Source organism: Aquimarina agarilytica ZC1, assembly GCF_000255455.1.
Lineage (GTDB): Bacteria > Bacteroidota > Bacteroidia > Flavobacteriales > Flavobacteriaceae > Aquimarina > Aquimarina agarilytica.
The window spans coordinates 1-18,826 of record NZ_JH621259.1; the positions used below are offsets into that span (position 1 = coordinate 1).

Genomic DNA, 18,826 nt, shown 5'->3' on the forward strand with positions numbered 1-18,826 from the left:
ACCTCTATGAGTGGCACTGTTTGACCGAAATCACTGGCATGGTCACTCCGAAATAGCCAATTTGGATTGTAGATTCGGTTTTAATCCTCTATTAACAATAATATTACCCACTTTTTGTACCCTTGGCATCAAGCATATTTCTATATAAACTGGCTGCTCCTCTTGATCATAATGAACCAAAAAAACTTCTAGCCTAGCCTTTTCAAATTCAATATCGTAAAGTTTTTTATCACCAGAATCTTTTGTCCTAAACACGGAAATTTTTCCATTAATAGGAATCCCCTTTTCGCCTAAATTATTTAAAATTGAAATACTACTTTCTTTTATTTTTAAGTGAAGGTGTAAGTCTCCAAATAAAGGAACAGCCATTTGATGTACCATAGATTTCGATTTGGGAACTATAAAAGATGTTGGGTTTAAAACAGAAAATTCTAAACCGTTTAAAACAAGTATTGCCTTGGTCATAAGCTTCATTTTTGCAAAAGAAAAAGGCGGAACTTCAACTTATTGTCCGAGAGGCACGACCAAATGCCCTGTAACAAATAAGAGAAGCCCACCCCATAAACGAAGCGGGCGTTCTGCTTATAATTCTTGTTACAATTTTTTTGGTCGTTTTCTCGAACAGAATTATAGCGAAACGCTACGTGAACTATTTATATGTTAAAATTCTATTCTCTTTCCTATGGGTTACTAATTTGGTTTAGACCAAAGTAATTAATTATGCTGAGTCTACAAAAGAAAGAATTTATAGTATTAAGTATTGATAGAGGAATGAACTAATTTGAGATTATCATTAGTTATCTTAATCTTAAAGGTTAAACATGCTCAAAAAACGGTTGCCTAGACACAAAAAAAATGTAAATATTTAGTTCCTAATTTCTCAAAATACTCAATCAAATTAATTCTGTAGCATGTATAAAAACAAAATAAACAGAATAAGAAAAGTAGAGTAATAAATAGAGCTCTCAATATTAACTTAAGGTTTGAGATTTTAACTTTAATTTTTTCAAAATCACGTTTAAAATCTTCATAGATTTTATTGTAGGATGTTTTTATTAATTTTTCCTCTTCTAAAACATCCTCATTTAAACAGGAAATATTGTATTTGGTAATTCTTAAAATTAAGAATGCAATTATAGTATAAAGAAGGTAAGCAATTAAAATCAATAAGAGGATTTTAGGATCATTTTTTACTTTGTAACTTGCAAAAACAGAAGCAGCAAAGGTTAAAGGAAACGAAACAACTTGCTTACTTATTGAATCTATATTTTTATCAATATCTTCGAAATACTTTTGTCTTTCTTCTTTAAACTCAGTCTTAACTTTATCGAAAGCAAAGCTTTCTACATAAGTCTCATAATCCCTATCCGTTAAACTTATAAGAGCTTCTAAGTTTTCTAAAAGAGCTGAAAATCTTAAAGACTCACCATATGAATGTATGACCGTAATAACATTTTCTTTAAAAAAATGAATAAATTCCTTTTTACTAAAATTGGATTTTAATAGGTCTAATTTTCCACTCATTTCTTTTTCATAAAAAAACTTAAAACTAGGAAGAGTGTATCCTACAGTAAAAATTCCATTCTGTTTACTGATAATTGTAAATGAATTGTTTGACTCATCAACAAATGGAGTGAAATCATGATTATTTGATAAATACTTTTTTATTTCATAAAACTGTATGAAATTTTCGGTAAAAAGCTTTGAGCTTTGAATTCTATTATCTGAAGACCTAGAATATTGTGCTTTTAATATTAAATGATTTGAATTTTCCTCTTGTATGTCAAAAATTGAAACAAAATTTTCTTCATTGTAATAGAACTTAAAATTATCTAATCTTGATTTAATCAGATTTATTTCATAAGTCTCGTTGATTAATTCTTCCAAAAAAAAGAATTTATTCAATAAACTTTTGGTTCTAATTTTATCCTTTAAGATTGAAAATACTATTTGATAACCGTTAAAAGTTTTCTCTTTAAAAATCTCTTGGTCATTAATAATATCTACTAAATTTTCTAAATCTTGTTGATAATTACTCATCATATTCAAGCATTTTCAATAAGCACTTGTTTTTCTCTTTTTATTATACTTGGTAATTTATCTGAATAAATAATTATCCTATCACTTTTTACATCAACATTACTTGAATTTAATTTATCTAAATCGACTCTTAATTCAATGCCTGGAACTTTCGCTCTTATCGTTATTAACTTTTTCCAATGTTGGCCGGACACCTTAAATTCAGGATCAATTACAACTCCTGAGGTTTCTGCATAATCCTTTATTTTCGAAGAAAGAGTTTCTCCATAAAAATGAGATGAGATATCATAAATATTGACTTTCCCTTTGTGTTCTGTTTTCACATAATCATGCACTCTTTTTTGAAATTCTAATTGATCAATAGAATCTCCCTTTTCATCCAAAGGTGGGTCAATAGTCTTAAGTAAATTTATTAGATGTTGTGTGTTCTCACTATTCTTGATTAACCCATCTGCTAAAATCCATTCTTTAAAATATCCAGATACATTTCCATCAGCTTGTGTTGTAATTATAGAAAGATATTTTCTGTCGTCAAATTCAGACTTAAATATTGTAAAATTCAAACGAGCAGCCATTGCTGTTTTCTCAATATTTACATTCTCAGTTTTATCTAATATATAATTATCTTCTTTTCTAATGATATTAATCCCTGATCGCTTTCTTAAAAGTACAACCATAACAAAATGTTTGGAATCTACACTATAATCACAAAAAAGGAAATAGCCACCTTTCGCAAAATTCTGTTTCTGGATTTTCTGTCTCAAGATTTCTAATGAATAAGAGAATTGGATAAACCTATCATCAGAAGAATCATCTAAATACTTTAAAAGATCATCTTTAAAACTATTTGACTCATTCTCTTTAAATGTCGCATTTTTCTTACTAGAGCTATCGCTAATAGAATTATGCAACTCTAATATTAATTGCTTCGCAAAAGCATCAATCTTTAGTAAATGTTCAGAATATTCAATTGATGCTTTTGTGCTTTGTTCCTCTTTTTCTAAATGGTGTACAACAACTCTAGTAATTTTTAGACTCATATTCAATAAATTATGAATATAAATCTAACATACTATTCTAAAATACAAAAGGTTATATGACTTATTTATTAAAGTTTGTAACTATAGAATATCGATATCTAAATACACTAGTGCGCACCACTCTAAATTGCCCTATGGTAGTATCCCAACCTAGTGGAGTAACTAACCCCATTTTTTTAAGTTTAGAACGACTTACATTCTCATTCTCTTCTGATTTGATAAGTTGTTCTAAAATCCTCTCGTCTGGAGATAACATAGGTTTCTTGGGCATAGGCCTCTGGGATTCAATTGGTTTTTCTTTTACTTCTTCTAAAACAGGTTTAGATTCAGCAATAGCTTCCTCGATTTCGTTGAACTCCATGCGGTCTGCATATTCTTCTTCGATATCTTCCACAATTTCTAAATCTAAGGCTTCTAGTTCAGTCAGTAAATTTCCTTTTTCACATTCAGAAACTGTATCCAATAGCTTTTGCATACGATTGAAAATCTCAATTTTCTCTTGAATGGGCTGCAAAAGTAAGGATACTTCTAATTGATTTCGCTTTAAAAATAATTGATGTTCGATACGTTTCATAAAGTTAGAATTAAGCGGTTACTAATTGGGGAGTTAAGTTTTCACTAGATTCTAGTGATTTTTCGATAATACTAGATAATGCCGCAGTAGCCACAGAAGTAGCTAAGACAATACCTGTGGTTTTCAGTAGCTCTTTTCCTTTAGGCACTTGAAATTTGAATTGCTCTTTATTGGAATTCTTACCTAGATTATAATAGATCAGAGCTTCTGCCAGTCCAATAGCCAATCCTGCTCCTGTAATGATTAATACCTTTTTATTCATGTGTTACTTTTTATCAATTACTTTTTCAAATTTTTCTTTAATCTGCTCCTGCCCTTTTTCAATACGGAGGTCACTCATTTTGAAAGTATTCATAATATTGCGATGTGCTCTAAGTAGTATTTTTCTTGCTTCCTTTTGTACCTCTTTATTTTCTTTTAAAGTAGGAGGAATCAGATTGGCTATAGAAATAAAATGACCTTTAATCTTAGCATGTCGAGTTGGTTTTGGCTTTTGGGGCTTTCCTTTTCTTTTCTCATCATTGTATGCTCGAATCTTTGCTCGACAAGCTTTAATATCGGCATCTAATAACTTCAAATCTTCATCTATAGATTTGATGGTAGCCTTATCCTTAGATTCTTTTTTAGAAGTACCCTCTTTCTTAGGTTTTTCTTTTTCTAAAGCTTCAGGAGCGCTTCGTTCTACCATTTTATAGACCTTCTCGATATTCTCTTTAGCAATTGTTTCAAAGGCTTTTTTATCTGCTGTATTTTCATAATCTTCTAATAAAGATTTGACAGCAGCTTGTAAAAGGGTCGGTTGCACTTTTTCTAAATCCAGTGCTTGTAATTGTTTTATCGTCATGGGTTATGCGGCTATTTGTAATTCTAGTTCTAACAAGACTAAGGCTCTAGCACGTTCTTGTTCCTGGATTCGTAGGTATTCTTGGGTATCTTTTGATTTTGGAGACTTACTGCTCTTTTGATAAATTTCGTAGAGTAAGGCGTCAGCCTCTAAGGCTTTATCATCAGCCTTTTGAAAGTGTCCTGAATTATTTCGAATCACTTCCCAAGCTTTGACTAAATCAAGAGGGCTTCCCGTGAGTTCTTTGATTTCTTTTTGATTGGTAATACTTACTTTTTTGAGTTCCTTTGGAGTAAAATCTTTAGTTTTGTACATAATTATAAGGTGTGATCTATGGCGTATTGTTGTTGATATACAGGTTCTAAAGACCAGAAAAAAGCATTTGCTTCTTCTTGGTTACTGTAATGAATAGAACAAAGTTGCGGTGTTCCATCTAATTCGAAACATTCGTAGCGATAGCATTGTTTCGGATTATCAAAATCAGTAAGATCAATACAGTTCCATTGTAAAATCAAGGCATCAGGACGCATTTTAGAAATCATGATTCTAAAATCTCGACACTGATTTGGTGTTGCTTTATTGATTTCAATGGCTCGATTCATTATGATATTGATGACTTCTTTTTTAAGCATGAGTGTTAGGATTATTGGAACTGTAATTTTCTAGAATGGTAGTGACCTCTCTTACGGCTGCTTCAATAGAGTAACTTTGTTCAAAAACAAAAGCTTTAGGGTTGATCTGCTTTACAAATTCATTCCCCATCTTACTTTCGATACTCCCTAAACTATTTGGGATATTAAGTCCAAAATAATTTGATATAGAGATGAGACTTTTAAAACCTTTATACCTAAAGAATCTAGGATCTGAAGCCAATAAGAGCAGCTGATTTTTATCTAATGGATCTTGAAAACGTTTTACACAAACAACATTCATCAGCTTGTGTGTATTAAAACTCGTACCAAGAAGTACATTTACCTGAACTGGGATTTGACGTTGTTCTAAAAAATCTACAAGTTCACCACAAGCCAGTCCTACATACAATAATTGATCTCCACCCAACTGCGCATTTGCTCCAGCTAATAAATAAAGTTCTATCGCTGGAAGTTGATTTTGTTTTTGAGAAAAAGAAGTATAAACTTCCTTAACTGAAGTATGAAATGATATCTTTTGTAACTCCACATTCATCTGACTGATTCTAGTATCGATGGGTGCTGATGTATTTATAGCATATTGCTTCGATAGTGCCATAGCCGCTCTATCGAAAGAAAATATTCCTAAACCTTTATTGTTGTAATCAAGTTTTGGTTTTAGAAGCTTTTGATCTGCTAACTTGTATAGATAAGGTTCGAGTTTTCCTTTTAGTTTGGGACGTACTTTCTCAAGCAAATACATTCCTAAAAACTGTTGATGATTCTCTAATTCATCTACACTTTTAGGAATTGGTGTTCCAAACCAATTCTTTCCTTGCTGTATGAATTCGCTTGCGGCACCCTCAATACGATTCCAAACCTCTTTATTGCTAGCGTTCAACTGCTGAATTTCAACATTACAAAAAGCATGGAAATCTACTATACTATTGAATTGTAAATAGTGGTAGGTTTCTTGCCTTTTGCTGATGGTATGTTTCTTTGGTCGTCTCACTTGTTTTAAAATTATGAGATAACCGAATTTTTAAAAGGTCTTTATTTTGTAATTCAGTACGCTTGTTGATATATTTAATCGAAAATCGATTGATGTACAGGAAGATCCATATTGACTTTCAAAAAGATGAATACTGCTATTTTTGCAATTCCAATAAATTATTAAAGAAGGGAATTCTATTAATAGATACTCAAACCAATAAGAGATATATTTCAAGCTTGACATGTATTGAAAAGGTCAAAAATGAAATCTATAATTACGATGAAAAAATTCCTGATTTAACAAGAGGTGTTATTTCTTTGGCTTCTAACTCTATGGGAAGCACTAAAAACCCTAGCAACGAATTAGTAAGAATAATGCCTCCTTTAGAATATCTAATATTAAGACAAAACAAATTACAAGACTTTAAAGGAATATCTTATTGGAAAATCGAAGATATTTATCAGTATTATTCTAAATTTTTTATTATCACTCCACAGCAAGAAAAAAGATTACTTGGATTAATTCAAACTACTAAAGCCAAATTTCCCCATTTAGCTCCCCGAAATTTACAAAAAGTCTATGCAGCCTCATATTGGCTGAATTATTCTATTGAAAAGCAATACAACAAAAAATCCAAGGACTTCTTAAATAGTGTTTTACAATTTTATAAAACTAAAGGTTTTGTAACAACAGCTCAAGAAAAATATGTTCAAAAAACTTTAGAATGGCTGAATGATTCTTTAGATAACAAATTCAAAAAAGTTCCTAGAATTGAATTTCCTCAGTTTTGCTCGCAATAATATATTTAACCAATCCTCCTTTTAAACTCGGTAATAAACTCCTGTTTCATAGTACTTCCTTTATATGAATTCAAAAAGGTTTCCAAATTGATTTCTTCTTTGATATGCTTTGCTTTTTCTAGATTTATAGCTAAGAAATAACTCTCAATCGCATCTTTTAAAGTTTTACCATTAGGAATTTTACGAAAGGTTTTTCCAAACTCATCTTTCATTCCCGTTTCTCGTTTCATCTCTAACTCGTAGATGCGCTCTAGGTTCAGCATAGTACGAAGGGTCATGATATCCTCCGTATCATCATCACTAATAGATCGTCCTTCGTAATTTAGAATCGCTTTTCTAATGGCTACACAAATATTGAAAACCGCAGGATACACAACAGATCGCTCTAAGGTTTCATTGTAACCAATTCTGTAAATACTTCCACTAAAACGATCTAATAAAGAAGCATCTTGCTTATTATTCCCTATATAATTGGTACTCATTCCTTTCCCAAGAACATTACCCGTGGCAATACATCCAAAATTCCGATGCTTCTTTATAGGTTCATTTTTACCATTGAAAATGATTGCTTTCTCTTTAGCGCTTTTAGCTAAGGCATCATTGAGTAATCCTGCGGTATTGGGATCGAGCTTGGGCAGCTCATCTAAAATGAGAATTTTACCATCGCGCCATGCTTCTATCAAAGCCCCTTCTTTATAGCCTTCCATGGTCTGCCCTCCTTTGATATCAATGGGAGAAGTCCATTGATTGCAATTCACCGTCACAAAAGGAAGCCGTTTTCCATCATTTTCATTGCGACCGAAAAGTGCGTAGGCTACTTTTTCTCCGAGGGTACTTTTTCCTGTTCCGGCGCTTCCCACTAAGAAAGCATTATTTCCAACACTAAGATCATCCACAATTTTCATAAAATTTGGAATCTGTTCTATTTCGGGGATATCTAATTTTAAATGGTTCATCGTAAAGCAAGTTGTAATTGATTAATAAGTTCATCTATATCGGCAATGGCAGCTATGGTATCTTCATAAAAGACCCTTCCTAATTCTTGTGGACTATACCTACCAAATACAAATTCAGGGTTTCCATCTTCATGAGGGTGATTCAAAATAAAATATCCCAAACTTTCAATAGCATCTTGTAGCGATAACTCCATCGCCTTTTGAACTATAGTATTATAATCTTTCTTTAAAGCTCCAGCTAACGTAGCTGCTTTCCATTGAGCGTACGGGATTTCAGCACTTTTAAAAATGGGAATTAATGAATAGTTGTAACGCTCTTTATCTGATAGTGAGCGATTATATACTACTATACCATTCGGATATATTTGATCAGGTTCCTGGTAACTCACAAAACCAGCTGCAGGATTACTTTCTTGTCCATAAGGTCTTCCCAGTTCATATTGATATTTTCCTTTTTGAGAAGCAGTTTTGTTTTTCCAGTCCGTTTCGTTTTCTATTTCCCAATCTTCTAATTCCTTAGCTGCTCCCATATATTTTACTCCATAGAAATTCAGACGCCTTAAAAAGGCTGCTACATTTTCCTGATGTAATGCTGCTGTCATTTCTCCAGCATTTTGAACAAAATCAGCTAACTCATCTTTATCCTGACCTTCCTCTTTTTTAATAAGCTTTCGAAGTAAGGGGTCTAAAGCAGCTTTATACAATTGTGCCTTGTTTAGATACACCTGAAAATAGTTAGCACTAATTCGCTTGATGGTAAAAACTAGTTCATGATCTTTAAAGAAATCATCGACTTCTAAAGTGGAAATAACTGATAGCGCATCGCCAATAGAAAGTAGTGCCGTTTCTGTTTCCCCATCCTTACCATATTCCCTAGACATCAGTATACCATTCTTAATCAACCCATCTTTAGTATTGAACTTAATGAGTTTGTTTTGCGTTCCAATCTGATTTGAAGCACCAACGATATTTTCTGTTAAGATTTGGCGTCGCTCTCTTTTGGAAGAAGCTTTTTTTATCAGTGCATTCCATTCCAACTGCACATACTGAATATCCTCTTTGGTAATATCTCTACTTGCTGTGTAAATCTGACTGATAAAAGCTTGCTCGGCAGGTTGTAAACTATACGTCAATAATTTTCTAGAATCTGCAACTACAAATTTGAAATGTATATTGCTATAGGTATATGGATTCTTCCCTTTCCCAATACTCATACCAAGAAATATTCCCCATGAGGGAGTCAACGTACTTCCAACAAAAGGTACTTTCACTACATCGCCAATCACCCAGAAGTTCAAATAACGACTAATCGTTCGCTGTATATTTTCTAGTCCTGCGACAAAAGTAGCTAGCTCCCTTGTTTTTTGGTGAATCAGTTCTTCGTGACGATTCCAGTCCGCAAGTATCTTTTCATTTTCTTCTACAGTAGTACCACTTCCTCGCTTTGGCAATTGCTCTCGCTCCGCTTTTAAACGTTCAATCACTTGGAGCTTGGCTGCCTTTCGTTTTTCAATAAGCTTAGGGTACTCTTGATTCAGCACATCTTCTTGACGCAATCGAATTTGGAGTGGCTTTTCTCCACCAAGGATTTCTTCCAAACGATCATCCACTTGCTGTTTGGTAAATGGTCTCTTCAAATTATTGATGATAGTAACATCACGAACAGTATCTTTTCCAAAAGGCGTTGTTCCTCCATTTCCTTTCTGAAATAGAAAACGCTTTTTAATTGCTGCATCTAATGGTAAAAACTCCGTTTCTAAATCATACGTCCCTTGTTGCTTCTCTAAAGTTACTTGATGTTGATAGCGTTCTAGTAAATCATCATACAAAGCATCTTGGTCTTCTACTTTCAAAAGTCCTGCTCTACCAGTCAATTGTCGAATAGCCCCTTGCTTAGTTTCTTGACGCTCATAGAAAATATTTCCATACTTGCCTGTTTTCTTGTAATACGTAGGATGTCCTAAACGCTCTAAATACTGGGGGTTTTCATCTATCCAGTTCCAAGCAGCGATGTCCCCATATTTATTTAAGAAGTCTGCACTTTTTAGTGTTTCATCATTGGTCTTTTGAGAACCTGTAGTATTGGCATCTAGTGATTTCAGCTTGGCTTTTAGCATAGTCATTAGTCGCTTTTCTGTAGGAATATCACTGGTGATGTAGTAATATTCTGGCATTACCACCTGTCCTGTACGGTTGATACGACCTCGCTTTTGAATCTCGGTATTGATATCCAACTCAAACTGATGTACAATCATGGCTCGTTGACGTTGATCTTTAAAATCTTTACTCGCATGAGCTGATGATCCTGTACTACCGCTTTGATTGATTAACAACACATCAAATTCCCCTCTATTAAAAAGTCGGAAAGAACGTTCTGTATTACTTCGAAAAGCTTCTACACGAGGTATCTTTTCTGAAAGGTTGACACGTTGATTTCTACCTGTAACCTCAGTTACCTTAAAATACGCTTCTTTATGACCACCTAAATACTTTGGTTTCTTAGCTTTTTGAATGCTGTGAATCAATGCATCAATAGGAGAAATATTAAGACCCGAAGCTTCTAAAAGCATTCGTTTCTTTAGATCGTGATAGGCTTTTTGCCCCATTTCTGGTAATACTTCTAAAGGAATTTTCTCTTTAGTTTTAGTGCCATCAATTTGAGTATAGTTATAATGGAATATTCCGTCTAATCCTTTAACTAGCGTCCTAACAAAATCAATATCTTCTTTAGGAATTTCATCTCCACTAACTAAATTCAAGTCTTTTAAAAATGACCCCATCGTAGATTTAAAAGCAATCACTACTTTTTTGTCTTCCTTGAGAAGCTTGATTGTAAAATCTGCTACCTCTTCTACCTTCAACGCAAAAAGCATCTGGTCTACAATATTGAATACTCTTGAAAAGTAAGGAGATTGTTTCACCCCTAGCCCTCTAGGCTTAGATTTTAAATGTTCTCCTTGAGCTTTAGCATCGGAGTGAATTTCGATAAGAATCGGAGCTACATATTCTCGCTCGAATTGCACCACCTCATTCATCAGTACAATGATTCGATTGACACTTTCTCTATTTTTACTACGTTGTGGTTCTTTATCTAAGGTGATATAATCTACTTTGATCCCCTCATTAGAACGTTGTCTACGAATCAATTGCCCACTTTCTGCTAGATTCGCTGCTACAATTTCTTGTAAGGCTAAACCTCCGCTAGTCATTGATCGCACAAATGCTCCATCAGTAAGCCCTGTCTCTGAAATTGCCGTCTTCTTAGCATAAAATGGCATCACCTCTGGATATTTAGCAAAAGTGGCACTTAAAAAGCAACAAGCTTTAGTGTCTGGTAATACCTTTCGCATCCATGTACCAATATTAGATTCGAAACCTCCTGCCATGTGAGATTCATCTAAAATGAAAACCACTCGCTTATATTTTTTGCTTCCTTCAACTCCTCGGCTCACCAAACTTTCTAACCATAATCGCTTATAGGGATGTGCTGCCTGAATCTGAGAATAGGTAGCAAAGATCATATCATATCCTTCTGGTAAATAATCAATGGGTTCTGCAATAGAAACCGTAGGATGCGTTGATGGATTAGGAAGGTTCTTTCCCACTTTTCGATGCCAATCCATAGACTCTTGGCTTTCCGTAGGATATTCCATTTCATTAGCAATAAGCTCGTATTGTTCCTTACTAGATAAAGGGCTATAAATGACAGTTCCATCAGCATCCTTAATTCGAGCCTGACTATCTGTATTCAAGATAAAAGGATGAATATCGTCAAAGCCAATTGCCTTTAAATCTCGATACATATCGGTAAATAAATCTGGCTTTTTAGTAAAAAATACAGGTAAGTAACCTTGCATAACTGCATGACGAATTACTGCTGCTGCTTGTCTTCCTTTTCCAATTCCCGTCTGATCAGCAATGATGATTCCTTGCTCATTCTCAAATTGCTTTAAATACAATCCCACCGCATCTACTTGTTCGGCGCTTAATGCTTTCCATAATTTCTTAGTAGAATCGTATTTCAACTGATTACGAACAAAATGATCTATATTTCCTTTTTCCTTGACTAGGCGGTTCATAGACTTCTGTACTTCATAAGCCATATTTCGTGGAATCAAGGTTTCCATGCGAAAAGTCGCTTGCGATTTAGGTTCATAAGGAACTAATGCACTTTGTTCAGCAACAATAGCATTCACTTGTGCTTTGTCTACACTCGTTTCTTCTTGGATTTCAATAGTGGTTGTATTCATTTTCCAAAAGCACTTAAAGTTTCTAAATAGCTACGTAGGGTGATTTGAGCATATTTTTGCGTGATTTCTTCTTCAGATATCCCTTGTCCGAAGAATAATCCTTCTTCTACTGTATCTCCTTGCTTTTGATGCCAGCTTTCTTTTAGCATTCCAAGAGCGGATTGCATGGTATCGGTATGCATCAGAAAATCTGAAATCTCATTTACCATATTACCATCATTGTAACTTACCTCTAAATAATCTTCGATTAAAGCAATAGGCATTTCGCCTTCGGCTATAGCTTGTTTGATAAGCTCATTAAGATGGAAATGAAGGGCTGCTTCGTGATCTTCATAACGTTCAAAACTCTCTGGATTTGAAACTATAAATAAAGTGATAGCTGCATCGTCTGGCATCAGCTGTGGGTTATAGTATATCATTAAAGTTGTGCTGTTTTTAGTTGTTGAATAAGTGTAGGTACACTAGGTCTAAGGTGAAGACTTACTTCTTCCCATAAATCCATAAAGCTATCGATGACTTTATCTAAATGTGGAGTTTCATGTTTGGTAGGTGCAACCCCATTGGGTATCAACTTTCTCCCATTAATAAGCACTAGCATAGTCTGTGTTACTGCTCCTTGTTTATTGTAAAGCTTAAAACTATTGAGATTGATAATATCATCCACATAATAGTGTCGGTATAACCAATTAAAGAAAGGACGATATTTGGCTATGAATCCATAGTTATCAAAATACACATGCCCCATTAGCATAAGCGCACCTCTTCCTTCATCCTTCATACTGTTTAGGGCAATAGCTGACATCAAATGTTCCAATCTCAGATGTCTTGGTAGTATATGGTGCTTCCCAAAATATTTATGGATGATGCGCATTTTATCAAACTCCGAAGCTTCCCACTTAGCAAATGGTGGATTGGTGACCACCACATCATAGGCTTTAGTCATAGAAGGAATAAAAGGCTCGGCGGCATTGAGCCTAGTAACCTCTTTAAACCCTTGAAACCTCAGAGATTTCTTTCGACTCTTATCAATCTCATTAACATGAGTCTTATTAGGATCAGCGCCCATAACCAATAATCCATTTCCTGCACTAGGCTCGAAAATGAGATCAGCAGCTTTCATATTGGTATATTCTGCAATCATGGCCCCAATGGGACATGGAGTAGAATACTGCTTGTAGAGTTCTTTGCTACTATCGGAATACGCATAAGTAGGTTGTACCTTCTCCCAAAAATGAATTATCTTTTGCAGTCTAGCTTCAAAAGAAATAGGCTCTCGATATAATTGTTTGTACCACAATAGCCAACTTAGTTCTACTGCTTCCCACAGCATACCTAGATTTGGAGAACCTGTAGTTTCTTTAAGGGCTTCTATTTTCTTTTTAGACAAGCGTTCGTCCTTTTCAAAATGTTCGTGCATTGTGGCAACCACACGATCTAGATAATCCTTATTTTCTTGAGAATTTTGCTTTGTAGCTTTTAGCTCTTCTTGTTGCAGAGTTTCTTTAGGACTAGGCTTTTCTTGACTTGCTGTTGAATCTAAATACTCTTGTAGAACCTGTTTCGAAGCCTCTACTCTTTCAATATCCCATTGTAGTTCTCGATATTTTTCTTTGGATTCCTTGTTAGATTTAGGTTTTCGAGTTTTAGAGTTTGTGTATTCCTCTTGCTGTTCTACAAGCTCTTGTAAAACTTCTTCTGTAAGCGCAATTCCCTTTTCAATATCTGCTACAGGTCGCCAATTATCCGCTACACCCCACCACGAAGGAGTTCTTGAAAATTTAAAAAGTACTTTTTCTAAGCGTTCTACACTTTTATATGTTGTATTAATATTTACATAAGGGTAATTCAGATCCGTTGGAAAACCGATTTCTTTAAAAACACTTTCCCCTCTATTATCCCATTCACTAAGCAACGAAGATCGATTCACATCGATATCGTAATCCGTCGGATGAGATAGTTGTATCAATTGAAATAGCTGTACTGCTGACGCTTTAGATAAATCTTCATTCGAAATGTTGTACAACTCCTTAAAACGATGCTTTAGAAACTGAGTAGCACCAATGGTAATATTTCCAGATTGAAAAGGCTCTTTAGCCTTTATGGGTACTAACACATTCCGTACCTGATATCCTCGTAAGAAAATATCCTTGGGTTTAGAGGTGGTTGTAGGAGCTTCATTTTCTAAATCAAGTGCTGTTTGGACTTCTTGTGGAGTTGGTATTTCTACCTCCTTAGGAGAAGTTTTTTCGATGGTAGTGACAATCTTCTGTTCTCCGAAAAGTTGACGAGCTCTCTTTTTATAGTTTCTAGGAAAGACTTTTATTTCTTGTAAACTATCTCGATACTTTTCCTCTCCAAACTTCTGCGCTATTGCGTAAGCAACCTTTTTATAAGAATCAAATACTACATAACTTTCCTCTCTTGTACCATCGGATGTATTAAAACAAAAAGTAACTACACTAAACTTGTTTTGATCTATGTTTTCTAAGGAAGAAGAAAAAGAAGGTCGAAGTGGAATGGCTTCCCATGAATCTCCATTAGTAATCGCCTCTTTTAGATCATTAGCATAAGTCATATATGCTGGATGCAGATCTGCATACCATTCTTTTGTTGAGCTAAAGGATTCTTTAAACCCAACTTCTTTTAAGTAAATAGCAAGTGCCTTAGGAAGTTCTTCTTGAAATTTCAATTCCAAGCGATTCTTAACACTATTTTTTACAACTTCTAAATTCATAAATGCGGTACTTCTCAGCGAAAAGTACCGCACTAGTACTCTTTTTTAAAAGTTCATAATGGTACCTAAGTACCTCCTAGGAGAAACTTTTTTTAACTAAGGCTTCACGCTCTAGGTTCTTGGTTTCGTAATCACCATAATTTTCTGCAAACCATTCGCCTTGTTTTTTGTGGGTACTGATGTGCCCATTCAGTTGCTTGGCAATAGCAAAACACTCTCCACATTCAGGGCACTTAAAAGGCTTCATTTCTATTTGGATTCCTGCTTCTAGGATTGCGTGAATACGCTTTACTTCTAGCGAGGACTCGCTGCGAACTTCAGTATTTTCAGTAGCTCCCAATTTATCCCCTGAATAAAATAGATGACTAAAACTGAATATCGTTGCCGATAGCATCACACAAATCAGTAACGCACTCCAAACACTTTCTGGATAGAATTGATATACTAAATTGTGAGCTAACGTACCGAAGAAATAAGCTATCGCTACTTTTTTCCATCCCTTAACAGTAAAAATTAAAACGGCTAAATCGACACCGAGGGCATACGCCCAGCTCCACCAAGGAGCATGGTACTGACTATTAATTTTAAAAACATAAACGGTATGCGCTACTTGGGGAACTAATAGTAAACTGAGAGCAAAAATTCCAAAAGCTTCGTTAAGAATGAGTTTTTTCATGTGACCACTTATTTGAAGGAATTTTCTACTGCTAAGGATTTCTCATCTCCTTCATAGAACTTAGCTAAAACTTCACCAGATTGCTTATCGTAAATAGCAATAGTACCTGCTAATACACCGTATTTCTTGATGAGCTTTTTAAAACGTTGCATTCCCAATTGTTGGTCTTTTTGCTTGGAAAATTTGTGCTTCCAATCAATCGAGTACATGGTACGTACATTGCCATCTTTAAACCAAACAATCATTTTCATAGAAGAATCTTCTCCCAATTTCCATCCTTTTCTATCACTCATCTTTTAAAATATTTAATGATTTGCTTTAACGGAATGGTTTCTAAATGCGTAGCATAGCTAAACATGTTGACTTGAATTTCTTGCTCCTTAACACCAATTCTAACTCGTAAATATTCTAAGGGAATATTTTCATTAGTAGCATAATTCTTTAAATAAGAAACTATACCACTAACCACTTTTTTAGAAAGCCTTTCATCGAGTTCGACCAAAGAGGTATCCATAAAAAAAGGCACTAGCTCCTTAGGAGTTAAAACCATTAGGGCTCTTTTTTCATCATGCAAAAAAGCTTTGACACTGCCTCGATGTAAAAAAATTCTAAGTTGTAATCGTTCACTTGATATGCGGAGTTTATCACTATACCAACAAGTATGGTTTATGATATTACTTCTAACCGTTTTCTCATAACCAAAGATGTCAACAGACAAATCAGCTACCGCTTCCTTTAGCTTTTTGCTAAGGGAAGACTTTCCTTTTAGTAAGGTCATATTGAAATATTAATGTGAAAATTGATAACTCTGGGATTGTAATACCGAAGCATGGAAAGCCTGAAGAAGCTCTGGTTTTCCTAGTTCTCCTAAACGGGTTTCGCACTGCCTGAACACTTCTAAAGAAGATTGTTTTTTATGTTCAGGTTGCTTTTCGTTACGTTCAAACTTGCGTATTTGATGCTTCAAAATAAGCTGTAAACGCACTTCTTCCTCTCGTACTTTTTGCTTAAAATACCACTCCCTAGTTCCTTTAAATCCATAAGGGTTTTCAAGATCAAAGTACTTGTCGGGAAGAGAAGCATATCTGTTCTCAGGGTCTTTAGCAATGTATTTTTGAACTAGCCCAATACGGTCCAAATACACCTGATGAATTCTTAAAAGCTCCTTTTCCGAATCGAACGGAGCATACCATTTTTCTAAATGTTCCCTAGCGCGTGTTTTTTGATATTCAGTCAGATGATAATCTTTATACAACACATTTTCAGCATACTGCCATAACTTCAAAGCAAAAGTAGATCGGGAAGCAGAAAGAGCCACATCCTCGGACGACTTCTCGCCGCTAGTGTGTGATGTGACCCGTTTTTTCTGCGCATTTCCCTCTGCATCTTCGGTGCTTACTTTATCACCTGCTAAGAAGTCCTCATTTTTTTTGTCGCCTGTTTTATTGGAAGTATCGTTTTTTTCGGGGCATTTTTCCTCTGTGTATCCTGTATCCTTGTTTCCAGTAACGTTGCGTGACTCTTTTCCTACCGTGAGCGGGAGCGAACTCATTTTTTTCGACAACTTATCTACTGCTATTAATATATTAGTTGTGTAACTATTGTTACTAGTATCTGTATGAGGACAAATTGTACGATGCTCTTCTTTAAAATTTTGATTATCAGCAGCTAAATTTTCTTCCCCTTTAGCGACATTTTTAGGGTTATTCACAGCCTTTTTAAGGTTTTCCCATAAAATATTGGAGTTTATAAACAACTCATAACTAGAGTTGCTACCATGCCAAATTTTATTAGTAATAAAACCTGCTTCTTGTAATCGTTTTAAATGCCTGGCGATGGTTCTCGGGCTGGCATTCCCCATTTTTCCCAATTGAACATTATTAGTTCTTAGAGGAGGTAGATTTTCAGGACTTATGGTAGATATACTTTTCGCTTTTAACAACGAAAGTCCGTAGAGTTTGATGATGTTTTGTGCTGTAAAGACAATAGCTTGTCTTAACTGCTCTTTGAGCACATGAGCATCGTTGTAGTGTTTTACATAAGTATCTAGTCTTTGAAATGCACTAGAATAATGAATAGGTTTCATAAGTAACGTCAAAAGTCCTACCTCAGTTATTTGAAACTGTCAGTAAAGACAATGCGTACAGGGTGCGCTATTGGCTGCCTTTTTCTCTTTTCTTAGAGAAGCTTTTTAGTTTTCTAAAATTTCCTTGCTACGTGCTACAAGTGCTTTTCGCTTAGTTTCTTTAGCTTCTATTAAATCCAAACAAAGCTCATATATTGTTTCTTCACTACTAGGACGCACTTTTTCTAGATTGAAAAATTTAGAAACTGTAGGTCGAGATAACTCTGTTCGCTCCATGATTTCTTTCACAGGACTATCATATAATCCATGCATCCTAGAAACCACTTTTTTGGCTTCCTCTAATAACTCCATAAATTAAAGTATTTCTATTTGACATAATATTTACAATTTATTTCAATTAAAATTCAATATTTCATTTTAATAATGCCAAATATATGTATTTTTGTTTTTTATAAAACATAATAAACCCAAATTATTATCAACTAACCTAATCTTAAAAAAATTATGAAAAGCACTCCCGAATATGATCATATAGACTTTCAATTCATTAAGGCAGTAGACGAAATCATTGAAGTAAATAAAAAACTAGGTCTAAAGCCTATTAATGATAGTGCACTAGGAACTGTTATCTACCCGACGAATAGAAGCATAATATCTGCTGTAAGAAATCGTCAAAAACACATTCCTCACATGGCACTTATTAATCTAGCTAAAGAATTCACCCTTGATATGAATTACTTCTACTCTAATGAAGCAACTCCTTTAAACTACCAACCAAAAACACTGAATAATATTCATATTCATAAAAACGGCATTAGTAGTACTGGAGATAATGCGATGAATATTCATGCTGGAAAAGGAAAAATAAAGCGTATTCATACTGCTGAAGCTGGCTCAAAAAATACGCTTGTTGAAACAGTTAATGTAAATAATATGATCAATCATTTTATTTCTAATATGGATAATGAGCGTGTAAAACAGTTCATGAATATTATCGCTTCGATTCAGTCAGAACACAAAGCTACCTCAGCAAAAATGGAAGCTGTCATGAACGAAAAGTCTGCTGAAATGAAAGAGATAAAAAATACATTTAAAGATGAATTAAAGTCTGTGAAACTAGAATTAAAAGAAACTAGAGAAAAACTTGATGCCTCGGTAGTAAGAGAGATGGAACTACTAAGAAAAATGATAGAACAAAAGTAA

General features: G+C 34.4%; 20 protein-coding genes. 2 read left to right on the plus strand and 18 right to left on the minus strand.

Annotation, left to right across the window (positions count from 1 at the left end):
* Positions 1-42: 42 nt before the first annotated feature.
* The 9 genes from KQA_RS0209225 to KQA_RS0209265 form a co-directional block, all read right to left on the minus strand.
* On the minus strand, positions 43-465 hold the full coding sequence (locus KQA_RS0209225; protein ID WP_010180377.1) for a hypothetical protein: 423 nt from the start codon (positions 463-465) through the stop codon (positions 43-45).
* Between the two features lie 375 nt (positions 466-840).
* Positions 841-2,043 carry a hypothetical protein gene (locus tag KQA_RS0209230; protein ID WP_029209538.1) on the minus strand — a complete coding sequence of 401 codons (1,203 nt, stop codon included), beginning with the start codon at positions 2,041-2,043 and terminating at the stop codon, positions 841-843.
* 2 nt (positions 2,044-2,045) lie between these two features.
* Positions 2,046-3,080, minus strand: coding sequence for a nucleoid-associated protein (locus KQA_RS0209235; RefSeq protein ID WP_010180381.1), 1,035 nt, complete (start codon positions 3,078-3,080; stop codon positions 2,046-2,048).
* A 61-nt stretch (positions 3,081-3,141) separates the two neighbouring features.
* Complete coding sequence (locus KQA_RS0209240; RefSeq protein WP_010180383.1) at positions 3,142-3,654, minus strand: hypothetical protein; 513 nt, start codon at positions 3,652-3,654, stop codon at positions 3,142-3,144.
* Between the two features lie 10 nt (positions 3,655-3,664).
* A complete protein-coding gene (locus KQA_RS0209245) occupies positions 3,665-3,916 on the minus strand; it encodes a hypothetical protein (protein ID WP_010180385.1) in 252 nt (83 codons plus the stop codon).
* 3 nt (positions 3,917-3,919) lie between these two features.
* Positions 3,920-4,498 carry a hypothetical protein gene (locus KQA_RS0209250; RefSeq protein ID WP_010180387.1) on the minus strand — a complete coding sequence of 193 codons (579 nt, stop codon included), beginning with the start codon at positions 4,496-4,498 and terminating at the stop codon, positions 3,920-3,922.
* A 3-nt stretch (positions 4,499-4,501) separates the two neighbouring features.
* Entirely contained in the window at positions 4,502-4,813 is a 312-nt protein-coding gene (locus KQA_RS0209255) for a hypothetical protein (protein ID WP_010180389.1), read from the minus strand.
* Positions 4,814-4,815: 2 nt separating this feature from the next.
* A complete protein-coding gene (locus KQA_RS0209260; RefSeq protein ID WP_232285876.1) occupies positions 4,816-5,100 on the minus strand; it encodes a hypothetical protein in 285 nt (94 codons plus the stop codon).
* Positions 5,101-5,122: 22 nt separating this feature from the next.
* The gene (locus KQA_RS0209265) at positions 5,123-6,139 is read right to left on the minus strand and encodes a hypothetical protein (protein WP_010180393.1); all 1,017 of its coding nucleotides are present in this window, start codon (positions 6,137-6,139) and stop codon (positions 5,123-5,125) included.
* 218 nt (positions 6,140-6,357) lie between these two features.
* Between KQA_RS0209265 and KQA_RS0209270 the strand changes: the two genes are divergently transcribed.
* Positions 6,358-6,921, plus strand: a complete 564-nt coding sequence (locus KQA_RS0209270; protein ID WP_010180394.1) for a hypothetical protein — start codon at positions 6,358-6,360, stop codon at positions 6,919-6,921.
* Positions 6,922-6,926: 5 nt separating this feature from the next.
* Here the strand turns inward: KQA_RS0209270 and KQA_RS0209275 are convergent, their stop codons facing one another.
* The 9 genes from KQA_RS0209275 to KQA_RS0209315 all read right to left on the minus strand — a co-directional run bounded on the left by KQA_RS0209275 (position 6,927) and on the right by KQA_RS0209315 (position 17,974).
* On the minus strand, positions 6,927-7,877 hold the full coding sequence (locus KQA_RS0209275) for an AAA family ATPase (protein WP_010180396.1): 951 nt from the start codon (positions 7,875-7,877) through the stop codon (positions 6,927-6,929).
* On the minus strand, positions 7,874-12,127 hold the full coding sequence (locus tag KQA_RS0209280; RefSeq protein ID WP_029209539.1) for a strawberry notch C-terminal domain-containing protein: 4,254 nt from the start codon (positions 12,125-12,127) through the stop codon (positions 7,874-7,876). Before KQA_RS0209280 ends, KQA_RS0209275 begins: the two co-directional genes overlap by 4 nt.
* Positions 12,124-12,546 (minus strand): hypothetical protein, encoded by a 423-nt coding sequence (locus KQA_RS0209285; RefSeq protein ID WP_010180398.1) that lies wholly within the window; start codon positions 12,544-12,546, stop codon positions 12,124-12,126. Before KQA_RS0209285 ends, KQA_RS0209280 begins: the two co-directional genes overlap by 4 nt.
* Positions 12,546-14,861 (minus strand): SAM-dependent methyltransferase, encoded by a 2,316-nt coding sequence (locus KQA_RS0209290; protein ID WP_029209540.1) that lies wholly within the window; start codon positions 14,859-14,861, stop codon positions 12,546-12,548. The genes KQA_RS0209285 and KQA_RS0209290 overlap by 1 nt, the downstream gene beginning before the upstream one ends.
* A gap of 76 nt (positions 14,862-14,937) precedes the next feature.
* Positions 14,938-15,537 (minus strand): C2H2-type zinc finger protein, encoded by a 600-nt coding sequence (locus KQA_RS0209295; protein ID WP_010180400.1) that lies wholly within the window; start codon positions 15,535-15,537, stop codon positions 14,938-14,940.
* 8 nt (positions 15,538-15,545) lie between these two features.
* Entirely contained in the window at positions 15,546-15,830 is a 285-nt protein-coding gene (locus KQA_RS0209300; RefSeq protein WP_010180402.1) for a hypothetical protein, read from the minus strand.
* Positions 15,827-16,315, minus strand: a complete 489-nt coding sequence (locus tag KQA_RS0209305) for a hypothetical protein (RefSeq protein ID WP_010180404.1) — start codon at positions 16,313-16,315, stop codon at positions 15,827-15,829. Before KQA_RS0209305 ends, KQA_RS0209300 begins: the two co-directional genes overlap by 4 nt.
* 9 nt (positions 16,316-16,324) lie before the next feature.
* Positions 16,325-17,398, minus strand: coding sequence for a hypothetical protein (locus KQA_RS0209310; RefSeq protein WP_232285877.1), 1,074 nt, complete (start codon positions 17,396-17,398; stop codon positions 16,325-16,327).
* A gap of 330 nt (positions 17,399-17,728) precedes the next feature.
* Positions 17,729-17,974: a hypothetical protein gene (locus tag KQA_RS0209315; protein ID WP_010180408.1), complete on the minus strand. Its 246-nt coding sequence runs from the start codon at positions 17,972-17,974 to the stop codon at positions 17,729-17,731.
* Between the two features lie 153 nt (positions 17,975-18,127).
* On the opposite strand from KQA_RS0209315, the gene KQA_RS0209320 reads away from it, so the two are divergent.
* The gene (locus tag KQA_RS0209320) at positions 18,128-18,826 is read left to right on the plus strand and encodes a hypothetical protein (protein WP_010180411.1); all 699 of its coding nucleotides are present in this window, start codon (positions 18,128-18,130) and stop codon (positions 18,824-18,826) included.